Origin of the sequence: Kribbella sp. NPDC049584, from assembly GCF_040675555.1 — a bacterium.
In the GTDB taxonomy this organism is placed as follows: Bacteria; Actinomycetota; Actinomycetes; order Propionibacteriales; family Kribbellaceae; genus Kribbella.
Genome location: NZ_JBFAPF010000001.1, coordinates 152,808 through 166,163, shown reverse-complemented (window position 1 = coordinate 166,163; position 13,356 = coordinate 152,808). Strand labels below are relative to the sequence as shown.

Here is a 13,356-nt window from a genome sequence, read left to right as displayed (position 1 = left end):
CCGGTACCCACCGCTGATGCGGATGCTCAGATCGGGCAGCCGTCCGGGCCGCACGCGGCGTCACCGTCGGTCGTCGCGCCCGGTGCGGTGATGAGAGTTACCGGCTTCCGGTCCGCGTTCGCCCGGCGCAGCGCTTCCTGGAAGACCTCCACAGGCTGCGCCCCGCTCACGCCGTACTTCTCGTCGATGACGAAGAACGGCACGCCGTTCGCGCCGTACGCCAGGGCCTGTGCCTGGTCCGCCGCGACGTCGTCGGTGTACGCCGTACCCGCGAGGACCTCACGCACCTGCTCCGTGGGCAGACCGGCCTCGGTGGCCAGCTCGGTCAGCGTGGCGTGGTCACCGACCGGGAGGCCGTCGGTGAAGTACGCCTTGAGCAGGCGCTCCTTGAGGCGACCCTGCGTCTCCGCGGGCACCTCGCCGGCCTCCTCGAGCTCGCGAGCGAGGTGGAGCAACCGGTGCGCGTCCACGGTGTTGGCCGGCTTCGCCTGGTCGAGGTGGTACTCCAGACCGACCTCGGCGGCGATGTCGGTGACCTGTGCGTTGGCCTGCAGGGCCCAGTCGCGGCCGCGGCCGTACTTCTCACTCAGCCGGGTGGCCAGGTCCCGCGGGTCGTCGTTCGTCGACGAGGGGTCGAGCTGGAAGCTGTGCCAGACGACCGTCGCGGTGTCGCCACTGGCAGCCAGGGCCTCTTCGAGCCGACGCTTGCCGATGTAGCACCACGGGCAGACGACGTCGGACCACACATCAATGCGCATAACTGTCGCAACTGGGCACTTTCCGCACCTATTCCCAACCAGGTGCCGGTGTGACGCGTCTGACGCTCCATGGACGACGAACTCGTGCGGACCCTCCTGAAAGAGCAGCACCCGGACCTGGCGGACTTGGAGCTGCAGGAGGTCGTCGGCGGCTGGGGCAACCAGATGTGGCGCCTCGGCGAGGACCTGGCCGTCCGGATGCCCCGCGGCCACGGATCGCCCGAGCTGCTCCGCAAGGAGCACCGCTGGATGCCCGAGCTTGCCACTCGCCTTCCGCTGTCGGTCCCCACGCCGGTCCGCCTCTGTGAACCGTCGGACCGCTTCCCCAACCCGTGGCTGATCACCACCTGGGTTCACGGAGTACCCGCGGAGCACGCACCGATCACGGACCCGGCCGCAGCCGATGTACTGGCCGATTTCCTGCTGGCTTTGCACACCGAGGCGCCTGCGGAGGCGCCGATCAGTGCGCGGACTGGTCTGCCGCCCGGCCTGGGCTTCCCGGAGGTCCAGGAGTACGTCGGCCGTCGCGACGAACTCCGTACGGTCTGGGAGGACGCGGTGGCGGCGCCTGCGTGGGGCGGGCCGCCGCTGTGGATCCACGGTGACCTGCACCCTGCCAACGTGGTCGTTGGCGATGGCACGCTGACCGGCGTCGTCGACTTCGAGGAGCTGTGCGCAGGGGACCCGGCCAACGACCTCGCCGCCGCCTGGATCCTGCTCCCGGACGGCGCCGCCGACCGCTTCTTCGAGCGCTACGGCGCGGACGACGCGACGGTACGGCGAGCTCGCGCGTGGGGTGTGATCCGTGCGCTGTTCCTGATCGCGATGGGCATCAACGGCGAGAAGGGCATCCCCGGCGGCAAGGCCCACTGGAAACCGGCTGGGCACGCGGCGCTCGAACGCTTGCTGTAGTTCGGGGGATTTCCGTCGCCGGCCGGTTCGGGTGCTGACAGCGGCTGTTCCGCCGTGTCAGCCCGGCGGCTGCCCGGTGTCAGGGCGGTCTTCGAAGCTTGTCTCGATCGAACAAGCTCTCCCGAATCGAAAGGTACGACGATGCCTACTTTCAACACCCCCGAGCCGATCTCCGCAGTCCTCGACATCCCCGCGGGCCGGATCCGGTTCGTCGCCGGCGACCAGGCCGAGACCGCGGTCGAGGTCGTCCCCGCCGACCCGTCGAAGAGCCGTGACGTGAAGGCGGCGGAGGCGGCCCAGGTCGGGTACGACGCCGGCGTCCTGCGGATCGAGATCCCGGCCAAGAACCAGTACTTCGGTCCGTCCGGATCGGTCGGGGTGACCGTCCAGCTGCCGGCCGGTTCCCAGGTCGAGGTGAAGGTCGCCAGCTCCGAGCTCCGGTCCACCGGGCGTCTCGGCGACGTGGCGATCAACAGCGCGCACGGCTCGATCGACCTCGAGGACGTTGCGAGCGCCCGCCTCACCCTGACCGCCGGTGATGTCTCGATCGGCCGCCTCAACGGATCCGCGGAGATCCGGACCAGCAAGGGCGACATCCGGATCGCCGAGGCCGCCGCCGGCGCGCTCGAACTGCGCACCGACGTCGGCGAGATCGAGGTCGGCGCCGCCGCCGGTGTCTCGGGCTCGCTGAACGCCGGCACCACCACCGGCCGGATCGACAACGCGCTCAAGAACGCCGAAGGCGCCGGCGCCGAGCTGACCATCCACGCGACCACCACCGTCGGCGACATCGTCGCCCGCAGCCTCTGAACCTCCCGTCCCGATCGAAGGAGTACGCCACGATGTCCACCCCCAACGGCTTCACCGAAGCGGGCCTGCTCCGGCTGCACGACGTACTCGCCCGGCACGTCGACTCCGGGAAGATCCCCGGCGTCGTCGCCCTGGTCAGCCGGGGCGACGGCGAGCCGCACGTCGAGACGCTCGGGACCATGCGCCACGACGGCGGCGCCCCGATGCAGCGCGACACGATCTTCCGGATGGCGTCGACGTCCAAGCCGGTCTCGATCTCGGCCGCGATGGTGCTGCTCGACGAGTGCCGGCTGCGGCTCGACGACCCCGTCGAGCCGTGGCTGCCCGAGCTCGCGAACCGTCAGGTGCTGAAGCGGATCGACAGCCCGGTCGACGACACCGTGCCGGCGAAGCGGCCGATCACGGTCCGGGACGTGCTGACCTCGACCTTCGGGCTGGGCATGGACATGACGATGATCGGTACGCCGATCATGGCCGCCTTGTTCGAGCAGGGCATCACACCGAACGGACCGGTACCGATGCCGGAGCAGGACGAGTGGATGCGCCGGCTCAGCACACTTCCGCTGATGTACCAGCCCGGCGAGCGGTGGCAGTACCAGATCAGCAGCGACCTGGTCGGCGTACTCGTCTCCAGGGTCACCGGTCAGTCGTACGACGACTTCCTGCGCGAGCGGATCTTCGAGCCGCTCGGGATGAAGGACACCGGGTTCTGGGTGCCGGCCGACCAGATCGACCGCCTGCCTCCGCTGTACGCGCCCGACCCGGCGACCGGCGAGTTCCAGGTGTGGGACGAGGCGGAGGGAGGCCGGCACAGCGCTCCGCCGGCCTTCCAGGGTGGTGGCGGCGGGCTGAACTCCACCGCGGACGACTATCACGCGTACTTCCGGATGCTGCTGAATCACGGCGTGCACAACGGCCAGCAGATCCTGTCCAAGCCTGCAGTGGAGCTGATGACCAGCAACAGCCTCACACCGGGGGTGCTGGCCGCACGCGAGACGCTGGCCCGGGACAACGTGCACATCTCGTTCGGCCAGGGACAGCAGGGCGGCTGGGGCTTTGGGATGGCTGTCCGTACGTACCGGGGCGACTACGCGCCGATCGGTCAGTTCGGCTGGGACGGTGGCGCCGGTACCTCGACGTACGCCGACCCGGTCAACCAGATCGTCGGCATCCTGCTCACGCAGGTCGGTACGACGGTGCCGTCCGCAGTGCAGCTGGCAGGCGACTTCTGGACCACGCTCTACCAGGCCATCTGACCAGGCGGCCGGACCGCTGAGGTAAGCGGTCCGGCCAACGGCTGTCTCAGCTGGCTGCCTGCTCGATGACGCGCGTGACCGTGCTCGAGTGGGACAGAGCGACCAGGTGCGAGGCACCCGGCACCTCCACGATCGTGGCGTGCGCGCGCTCGGCCATAAAGCGCTCAGCGGCCGGTGCGATCGCGTGGTCGCCGGTCGGGATCACGGCGTACTTCGGAAGCGCGGCGGGTGCCGTCGAAGCGACCTTTTCGTCGAACGCCGCGGCGTTGATCGGCCGCTGGGACGCACCGAGGACTGCGGCCTGTCGCGCCGGCAGATCGGCAGAGAACACCTGGTGGAACGCTTCGGGCTTCACCAGCAGGTCCACACCGCCCGGGTAGGCGATCGTGCTGGTCGTATCCGGTCCGAGCTCACTCCCCGGATACTTCGCGTTCAGCGCCCCGATCGTCTCACCGGCCTCCGGGATGAACGCGGCGACGTACACCAGCGACTTCACCCCACTCGTCCCGGCCAGCTCGCTGACCAGCGCACCGCCGTACGAGTGCCCGACGAGCACCTTCGGACCCGGGATCGTGTTCAGGACGCCCTGCAGGTACGCCGTGTCCGAGGCGACCCCACGCAGCGGTACGGCAGGGGCGACGACGGTGTACCCGTCGCGCTGGAGCCGGCCGGCCACCTCGGACCAGCTCGCCGCATCAGCGAACGCACCGTGCAGCAGGACGATGGTCGGCTTGGACTTGTGATCGGTCTGGGCGCTCGCGGTCGTGACGCCGGCCAGCGTGACAACCGCTGCGGCGGCGACTGTGATCAGGTGACGGAGTTTCATTTCGGGGTTCCCTTCGTGGTTGCTTGGTTGAAGGAAACCGCTGAACGCCTACCTGCCGGATCGAGTGAACAGGTGAATCTGTCAGCGCCGGATCACGTGCTCAGGGCCCCCGGTGCACCCGAATCTCATGCGTTTGGGGGAGGACCGAACCGCTCCAGCACCAGTCGGGTCAGCTGGACCCGCGAATTGACCCCCAGCTTGGCGAACACAGCCCGTAGGTGCGTCCCGACCGTGCTGGCCGACAGCACCAGCTCCTCGGCAGCAGACCGGTTCGTGTGCCCCTCCGCCACCAGCAATGCGACCCGGCGCTCCATCGGAGTGAGCGACTCCCACCCCTCCTGCGCTCGTGGCGGTACTGCGGCCCATCGTCGTCGCCGTACGCCGGCTGCCTGCAGCACCGCCTGGATCCGCCCCGCCGGTGCGGTCGCGCCCAGAGCAGTCAGACTGTCCAGCGCTCGCTCCAGCGCCGGGACACCAGTCTGGCGATCACCGGCCGCCAGAGCGGCTCGGCCCAACCGTTCTTCGGCCAGGGCGAGCAGCAGGGGTCGGTTCGCAGTACGTACCACGTCAACAGCCTCCAGCAATTCAGTGACATCGTTGCCCGCAGCCACGACCGCGAGTGCCCCGCGGCTCGCTGCGGACGGACTGAGCCGTGCCAACTCAGCTGTGGCATCGGCCTGCAGCAACAGAGTGATCCGGTCGGGGAAGTCCGGCGGGGTGACGGCCAGGCGGCGGACCGCCTTCGCATCGCCGTCTGCGATCGCCAGCAGCGTGGTGATGGTCGGATCGCTCCCGGCCAGCTTCCTGGCCTGGGTCAGGTGACCACGAGCCAGTGCGACGAGTGCGAGCACCTGGTCCGCTGCCGGAGCCAGGGTCCTGTCGTGCAACTGATCCATCCAGCGCAGACCGGAATTGGCAGCGCTCTCCGCCTCCTGCAGGTTGCCGGCGGCGTACTCGAGTCGCGCGCGCAGCACCGCGAGCTGCGGCGCCCACGAAGAATCACCTGCGGTCATCAGCTCGCGCACTCGCTCCAGAGCAGCTGGCAGCTCGTCAGCCTCGGCCCGGCAGTACAGCTCACCGATCTCAACCAGCGTGTCGGGCAAGCTCCCCAGACCGGCCTCCGCTTGCCGCGCCGCGGCGTACAGGTCGCGGGCGTCGGCGTACCTGCCTTCAGCGCGCGCCTGCTCGGCCGCAGCCACCTGCAAGATCGCCTGCGCCACCGGGTCGTCTGAGGTCCCTGGAACCTCTGCTCCGGCCAGCGCACGGTAGGCCTCCAGCCGCGGGTCGGCGACGCTGAGCTCCTGTACGTCGAGACGCCCGCTGGACCACTGGTACGGCGCGAGGTGTAGCCGGACCGTCGTCTGCAGCTCAGGGGTGATCGGTCCGAGGTAGAGCGCCGAACCGCTGAGCAGGTCGTCGGCGAACGCCTTCGCACGGTCGTACTGCCGTGCGGCGAGCAGGACGCTCACCACCTCCACACCGACCTCGGCACGCAGCGGATCGTCCAGGCGCGTCAGCTCGAACGCGTTCTGGATGATCTCGGCAGCTGTGATCGACATCGTGGTCAGCAGGTCGCGCGCCGCCTCGCGCAGTGTCGAGATGGCAGCCACATCACCGGACTGGGCGACCGCGAGCACATGCGGCGCCGCGGCAGCCGCACCTCGTCCCGCGGACATGAGCTGGGTCGCAATCGCGCCATGCAGCGCTCGCTGGGCCGACGGCGGTACGTCGGCCAGTGCCGCGGACCGCAGTAGCTCGTGGCGGAACCGCAGTACGGAACCGGAGTCCGTCAGCAGACCGGCCTGGATCGCCTCCTCCAACGGCGCTGCGAGCCGTGCGACCGGGGCAGCCATCAGTACGGCGACGTCCTCGAGGCGGAACTCGCTGCCGAAGACGGCGGCGGTCCGCACGAGGTCGCGGCTCAGCTCGGACAGGCCGCTGGTCCGGCGGCGAACGCCCTCGACCAGACCGGTGGGAAGCGGACCAGAGGCGTCGGCATCGCTCAGGTACAGGCCGGCGACGAGTTGCTCGGCGAGGAACGGAATGCCCTGCACACCCGCGAGTTGGACGGCGAGAGCTGGGTCGACCGAGTGATTCAGCCGGTCCGCGGCTAGGTCCTGGATCGCGTCCGCAGACAGGGGCTGAAGCGGGAGGTGGTGGACCGGGACCTGGTCGCCGACCGCTTCGATCAGTTGGTCGGTGAATGTGCCTGGACGGCTGCCGAGCAACCAAAGCAGCTTCGCGGCCGAGAGGCGGGCGATTGCAACCCGCAGTACGAAGGCAGTGAGCGGATCTGACCACTGTGCGTCGTCCAGCACGATCAGCGTGCGGCTGCCGGCCAGGCGGCGGCCGATGAGGTCTGCGAGGCGCTCGGCCAGCCAGAGTGGCTGGGTGTTGAGTGAGGCCAGTTCGAGGAAGTCGTCGGTGCCGATCAGCGGCTCCGGTCCGGCGCGCAGCGCAGGCGCGAGGGACGCGAGCGGGCTGATGTTGTCGTTCTGGTGTGCGGCCGCGCTGGCCACCAGGAAGCCCTGCCGCTCGGCCTGCTCGATGGCGGCCGCCAGCAGTGCAGACTTGCCGATCCCAGGTTCACCGCTGACAACGGCAAGCGAAGCGCGACCGTTGCCGGCCGAGCGCAGCGCGTCCAGGAGCCGTCCGAGCTCCTGGGACCGTCCTCGTAGCAGCGCCACCGTGGATCAGCCGCAGCGACGAACAGCGAGGAGGGCGTAGGTCCGGGCGGCCTGCAGTACGTCGGCCAGCACCACGTGCTCGTCCGCGGCGTGGGCATACCGGACATCACCCGGTCCGTACTGCAGCGTCGGGATGCCCGCCCCGGCGTACAGCCGCAGATCCGAGCCGTACGGCGCGCCGCAGACGTCGGGGGCAGACTTACCCGTGTCGATCACAGCCTGCACGGTATCGGTGAGCAGCGGCTCACCGTCCGGCAGGACCCCCGACGCGAACGCACCGCCCGGCCAGCTCACTTTCACCGGGTGATCGCGCAGCCAATCGTCCTCGATACCGGCGACCGCGTCCTCGAAAGCCTTGCGCGCCTCATCGACCGGCTCACCGAGGCGTACGCCGTACCTGCCCTCGGCGATCAGGCGGTCGGGCACGGTGCTCGCCCAATCGCCGGCCGAGATCGTGCCGACCGACAGCGGGTTCGCGAGGTCGAGGTGCGCGAGCAGCGGATGCGGATCGGAATTGCGCGCGGCCTCCAGCTTCTGCAACGCGGTCTGGATCACGGTGAACTTCTCGATCGCGCTCACCCCGCGACTGCGCGTCGAGCCGTGCGTCGCCAGCCCTGGTACCTCCAGCCGGAACGTCAGCGAGCCTGCGTTGGCGGGGATCACCGCTCCGGCCGTCGGCTCGGCGATCAGGCACGCCTCGCCACGATGACCGCGACGCAACGTCGCGAACGCACCGAGCCCGCCGTCCTCCTCGCCGATCACCGTGTGCACGGCCAGCGGCTTGCGCAACTGGATGCCGGAGGCAACAATTGCCGCCACCGCACCGAGGACCGCCGCGACACCGCCCTTCATGTCGCAGGTCCCGCGCCCCCACATCACGCCGTCCTCGATCCGCGCGTCGAAGGCATCACCCGGCACCACATCCACATGCCCGTTGAAGATCAGCCCCGGCGTCCCGTCCCCACCCAGCACGCCGACACAACCCCACGCCTCGCCACGCTCGACCTCCATCCCCGGGAAGTCCGGGTCGGACGTCAAACACTCCAGATCCAGCCGCCAGTGATCAACCGATGCCCCGAGCGCCCCGAGCCGCTCAGCACACCACGCCTGTACGACGCTCTCGGCCGCGGTCCCGTCAACGCTGGGAATCCGCACCAACTCCCGCAGCTCCGCGACGATCCGCTCGTCGTCGATCGCCGCCAGCACAGCCCGCTCGGCCTCACTCGTCATGCGCACATCATGCCCAAGGTCAGGCACCGAGCAGGTCGAGGACCCTCCGAGCGCCGTACTCGATCAGTTCGGCCGATCCCACTCGGGCACGGACGAACTCGGCGATGGTGACGTACGCCGCCCCCGCGCACAGCGCGACCGTTGGCCGTCCGGCGGCTCGCAGCGCCGCTTCCACGAACAGCTCGTCCACACCGGGTGCGGCGCCGTCCCGCGCCGCCGACGTTGCGAGCGAGATCAGGTCGTACGCGCGGGAGCCTGCGCCGGCCGCCTCGATGTCGACGATGCCGGTGATCCGCCCGTCCTCGACGATCAGGTTCCCGAGGTTCAGATCGCCGTGGACGAAATCGTTGTCCGGCAGCACCTCGTCGCGGTACGGCCGGCACAGCAACTCATAGCGGCGGAGCAGCTCGTCGGTCTCACCGCCGTACTTGCTGACGCGTTCCCAGATGCCGTCCCAGCCCTCCAGGACCACGCCGCGGGACCACGCCGACCAGCTGATACCCGGTTCCGGCACCAGATCGCGTTGCAGCTCGCACACGGCGATCAGCTCGCGGGCGAGTGCCTGGTCGACCACCGAGTAGTCGCGGACCGGCGTACCGGACACGAACTCCTGCAGCTGGTACGGCGACCCCGCGGCCGTCGTGCCCACGGCCAACCAGGCGGGCGTGGGATAGCCGACCGCGCGGGCGCGACGGACGAGCTCGGCCGCCCGCCGTACCCGTGCTGCCCAGCCGGGGTCGTCGGTCCACTTGAGGACGACGCCGCCGGTCAGCTCGAACGCGCCCGACTGGAACCCACCGGTCAGTTGCCGGACCAGCCGATAATCGGTGCCTAGGGCAACGTTCAGCTCGGCGACAACCGACTCGGTGGTGTCCATCAGGGCATCACGGCGTGAGGCGGTGCAGGTCGCGGGGGAACAGCGTGACCTCACGGACGTTCTCCGCACCGGTCAACCGCGCGACGAACCGCTCCAGCCCGATCGCGAACCCGCCGTGCGGAGGCATCCCGTGCTTGAACGCCTGCAGATACGAGCTGTACGCCGGGGCGTCCGCCGACTCGCCACGTGCCTCGAGAGCCGCGACGTAGTCGGAGTGCCGGTGCAGACGCTGGCCACCGGTGACCAGCTCGACCCCGCGGAACAGCAGGTCGAACGAGTTCGACCACCGCGGGTCCGACGGCTGCGGATGCGTGTAGAACGGCCGCTTCACCATCGGATAGCCCTCGACCGCGACGAACTCGCTGCCGTGTTCGCGCCGCGCCCACTCGCCGATCGCACGCTCGTCGGCCGGTGCCAGGTCCGGCTCGTCCGGGTCCGCGCCGGCGATCTTCAGCGCCTCGGTGAAGTGCACCACCGGTACGTCGACCGGGATCTCCGGCAACGCAACGCCCAGCCGCTCCAACGCACCAGTGGCCCGCTCACCGACTGCTGCAAGCATTCCGGCAACCGCCGAGCGCAGCATGACCAGCACGTCCCGGTGGTCGCTGATGAACCCGAACTCCGCGTCGAGCGACACGTACTCCGCGAGGTGCCGGACCGTGTCGTGCGGCTCGGCCCGGAACACCGGACCGACCTCGAAGACCCGCTCGAACACCCCGACCATCTGCTGCTTGTAGAACTGCGGCGACTGCGCGAGGTACGCCGGTCCGCCGAAGTAGTCCAAGGCGAACACGTTCGCGCCGGACTCGGTCGCCGTACCGACGATCTTCGGCGTCTGGATCTCCGTGAAGTCCTGCCCGCTCAACGCCTCGCGGAACCCGTGCATGGCCGCCGCGGCGATCTCCCACCCGGCCCGGACGACCGGGTGCCGGAGCGCGACCGGTGCGTTGTCCAGTACGACGGGAAGCCCCGCGCCAACCGTCGGCCGCCAGAGCTCGATCGGCGGCGTCGCGGCCGGTTCGGTCAACGGCTCGATCACCGGGTCGACGATCTCCGCGCCGCCGGGAGCCTGCGGGTTGGCGGCGATCGTCCCGGTCACCTGAATGACCGTCTCTTCACCCAGCTCGTCCAGCTGCGCCTGTACTTCAGGAGCCTTCACGACGATCTGGGCCAGGCCGGACCGGTCGCGCAGGATCAGGAAACTGACGGCTGCGAGCCGTCGTCTTCGGTGCACCCAGCCGGCCACCGTGACGGACTGGCCTACTGCTGAGGGGATCTCATGGCTGAGAATGCGCATTGCTGTTTCACCTCCAGGTCTGTGTCGAACCCCGGAGGTGTGGGCGAAGGGGAATCTCGCGGTGCCACCACACCTTCACCGGATCCCTGGATGTCGCAGCGATCCGGCCTCTTGCACAACATCCGCTCGGGAGTGTCTTCGCCACCGCTCCACGTGCCGCCTTCACAGCTACCGGCGACTCTCTCGGACGTGGTGTACGGCGCTACTCGGTTCCGTCAGCGCGAACAAACCCAGAATAAGGGATCGAGCAACCCCATTTCACCGACAGCAGTGTTCACCGACGGCACTGTTCACCGGCAGCTGTTTCACCGGCAGCTGTTTCACCGACGTGAGGACGTCGGCGGGATCTGGACGCTGTCGGTGTCCTCGCGGCCGCCGAGCCGGGCGTGCACGGTGATCGCGTTGTTCGACCCGGTGCCGGGGAACCAGGCGTTCCACTCCGAGTTGAGCGGCTTCTTGTAGTTGTTCGTCCAGCAGGTCGCGCGCCGGATGTCGGTGGTCCGGTCACACGTCCATCCCGGACTCCAGACCGGCAGCAGCGTGAGGTTCTTGCCCCAGGAGATGTCCAGGGTCACCTTTCGCCCGGTGGCGCCGTTGACCTGCAGGAACCTGTTGTAGACGAACGGGTTCGGGTCGGTCTGCGGCGTCGGGGTGAGGATCTGCAGCAGCGACTCGTCCTGCTGGACCTCCGGCAGTACCTCGGAGTCGGTGTCGCTGACCAGGTCCGCCGTCGCGGCGACTGTGAACGTCCGCGCCGCGGTCGACGAGTCATCGGGTACGTCGAAGTTCGCCGGCAGCGCCGCGGGACGGTCGGGGTTCAGCGCCGTACACGTCTTGGTCGACGAGGAGCACTTCCAGCCGGACGGGTTCGCGGCGATCGGCCACTCGAGCTCGGAGCCGTAGCTGAGCTTCAGCGTCACCTTCGTGCGGTCGGTGCGCGGGGCAACGGTGATGATCCGGTGGTGGACGTCAGGGTCGGCCTTGCCGTCAAGGATCTTCAGCAGGTTCTCGTCGGTGCTCGGCTGGGCCTGCACGGTCGCCGAGTCGTCGTCGTACAGCCGGCCGGTCTTGGCCGAGACGGTGAACGTACGGTCCGGGGCCGTGCCGCCGGTCGGTGCGTCGAAGGTCACGGGCAGCGGCGCCGGCGCCGCCGGGTTGCTCGCCGTACACGTGCCGGCCGTCGCGTTGCAGCTCCAGCCCGGCGGGTTGCCGGTGAGGGGCCATTCGAGCTCGGCGCCGTACTTGAGGCCGATCACCACCGGGTTCGCGTTCGCGGCCGGGGTCTTGATCGTGATCACGAACCGGATCCCGTTGGCCGCGCCCGCGGTCTCCCGGTTGGCCGGGCTACCGCCGCCGCCCGGCATGCTGATCGTCACCAGCGCCTCGTCGAGCACCGGAGTGGTCGGCGTCGGCACTGTAGGCGTCGGACTCGGCGTCGTCGGGACCGGTGTGGTCGGCGTGGGGGTCTGGCTGGGTTGCGTCGGGGCCGTCGTGGGTGCTGTCGTCGGGGCAGTGGTCGGAGCCGTCGTCGGGTTGGACGCCGGCGGCTGGGTGGGTTTCACCGACGGCGGCACGACCGGCGGGACCGTCGGCTTCTGCCCGGGCGGCTGCGTCGGCTGCTGTGTCGGCGGCTTCTCGATCGCCGCCTGAGGCTTGTCGTTGGCGGTCAGCGCCATTGCCGCGAGTACGGCGGCGATCGCGACGACCACCACAGCACCGGCGCCGACCGCGGTGCGGGTGCTGTTCTCGGTGGCCTTCTTCCAACCGGTGACGATGAAGCCGACCAGTCCGACCTTCGCGCCGGACGCAGCGGCCAGGTAGCCGAGGCCCGCAGTGCCCAGCAGGGCCGGGGCGAGCAGCGCCGGCAGAGCGCTGTTGACCTCGACGAGCTCGAGGTACACCGCGGTGCACTTCGCGCACTCGTCCAGGTGCTCGCGGACGTTCCGGTTCTCGCGCTTGGTCAGGCCGCCGCGGACGTAGGCGCCGAGGCGCTCGGTCGTCCAACGGCAACGGTCGCCGGCGACGTCGGCGAGGTGCTGCTGCAGGTACGCCTGGCGTAGACCCTCACGGGCCCGATAGGCCAGCGCGGACACGCCGTTCGCGGTCAGGCCGAGCAGGGGAGCGATCGCGGCCGGCTTCTCGCCCTCGACCTCGGTGTGCCAGAGCACGGCCTGCCAGCGCTCGGGCAGGCTGGCGAACGCCTTAGCCGCGGCGCCGCTCTCGAAGCCGGTGACGGTCGGGTCGTCGAACGTCTCCGGCTCCCGCTCGTACGACGCGATGTCGTCGGTGGACTGCACCTTCTTGCCGGAGCGGATCCGGTCGACGTGCACCCGCCGTACCGTCGTCAGGAGGTAGGCGCGGAAGGAGATGTCCGGTCCACCGCCGGCCCGCAGCGCGTCCAGGACCTTGGCGAACGCGTCGCTGGCCAGGTCGTCGGCGTCGTTGGCCGGGACGAGCTGCCGGGCCATCCGCTCGGCCGCGTGGTGATGCCGCGCGTAGAGCTCGCCGTACGCCTCCAGGTCGCCGTTGCGGACGCGCGCGATCAGTTCGGCGTCGCCGGCTACGTCCGGCTGGCCTGGCGGCGTGTCCATCGATCTCCCCGTGGGTTCTGACTGTCTGTTCGGCAACGTGACGGTCCGTCACTTAGTTGCCGGAGACAAGGCTCCCACGAGAGACGGGCTGTGCGCACTATTTGGTGCACCC

General features: G+C 69.6%; 10 protein-coding genes. 3 read left to right on the top strand and 7 right to left on the bottom strand.

All coding sequences use genetic code 11. From position 1 onward, the window contains the following. Positions 1 to 26: 26 nt before the first annotated feature. Complete coding sequence (locus AB0J62_RS00820) at positions 27 to 758, bottom strand: DsbA family oxidoreductase (protein WP_363862523.1); 732 nt, start codon at positions 756 to 758, stop codon at positions 27 to 29. A gap of 69 nt (positions 759 to 827) precedes the next feature. Between AB0J62_RS00820 and AB0J62_RS00815 the strand changes: the two genes are divergently transcribed. The 3 genes from AB0J62_RS00815 to AB0J62_RS00805 all read left to right on the top strand — a co-directional run bounded on the left by AB0J62_RS00815 (position 828) and on the right by AB0J62_RS00805 (position 3,736). Beyond that, positions 828 to 1,670, top strand: coding sequence for an aminoglycoside phosphotransferase family protein (locus AB0J62_RS00815; RefSeq protein WP_363862520.1), 843 nt, complete (start codon positions 828 to 830; stop codon positions 1,668 to 1,670). A 141-nt stretch (positions 1,671 to 1,811) separates the two neighbouring features. Beyond that, positions 1,812 to 2,480 (top strand): DUF4097 family beta strand repeat-containing protein, encoded by a 669-nt coding sequence (locus AB0J62_RS00810; RefSeq protein WP_363862517.1) that lies wholly within the window; start codon positions 1,812 to 1,814, stop codon positions 2,478 to 2,480. A 32-nt stretch (positions 2,481 to 2,512) separates the two neighbouring features. Further along, complete coding sequence (locus tag AB0J62_RS00805) at positions 2,513 to 3,736, top strand: serine hydrolase domain-containing protein (protein WP_363862514.1); 1,224 nt, start codon at positions 2,513 to 2,515, stop codon at positions 3,734 to 3,736. A gap of 46 nt (positions 3,737 to 3,782) precedes the next feature. Here AB0J62_RS00805 and AB0J62_RS00800 read toward each other — a convergent pair whose 3' ends face one another. The 6 genes from AB0J62_RS00800 to AB0J62_RS00775 form a co-directional block, all read right to left on the bottom strand. Then, complete coding sequence (locus AB0J62_RS00800) at positions 3,783 to 4,562, bottom strand: alpha/beta hydrolase (RefSeq protein WP_363862511.1); 780 nt, start codon at positions 4,560 to 4,562, stop codon at positions 3,783 to 3,785. A gap of 125 nt (positions 4,563 to 4,687) precedes the next feature. Next, complete coding sequence (locus tag AB0J62_RS00795) at positions 4,688 to 7,249, bottom strand: AAA family ATPase (RefSeq protein ID WP_363862508.1); 2,562 nt, start codon at positions 7,247 to 7,249, stop codon at positions 4,688 to 4,690. 6 nt (positions 7,250 to 7,255) lie between these two features. Further along, positions 7,256 to 8,479, bottom strand: a complete 1,224-nt coding sequence (locus AB0J62_RS00790; RefSeq protein WP_363862505.1) for a M20/M25/M40 family metallo-hydrolase — start codon at positions 8,477 to 8,479, stop codon at positions 7,256 to 7,258. Between the two features lie 19 nt (positions 8,480 to 8,498). Continuing rightward, complete coding sequence (locus AB0J62_RS00785; protein WP_363862502.1) at positions 8,499 to 9,356, bottom strand: phosphotransferase; 858 nt, start codon at positions 9,354 to 9,356, stop codon at positions 8,499 to 8,501. Positions 9,357 to 9,363: 7 nt separating this feature from the next. Continuing rightward, positions 9,364 to 10,653, bottom strand: coding sequence for an aspartate--tRNA(Asn) ligase (gene aspS / locus AB0J62_RS00780; protein WP_363862499.1), 1,290 nt, complete (start codon positions 10,651 to 10,653; stop codon positions 9,364 to 9,366). A gap of 320 nt (positions 10,654 to 10,973) precedes the next feature. Next, entirely contained in the window at positions 10,974 to 13,244 is a 2,271-nt protein-coding gene (locus AB0J62_RS00775) for a sigma-70 family RNA polymerase sigma factor (protein ID WP_363862496.1), read from the bottom strand. Positions 13,245 to 13,356: the final 112 nt, after the last annotated feature.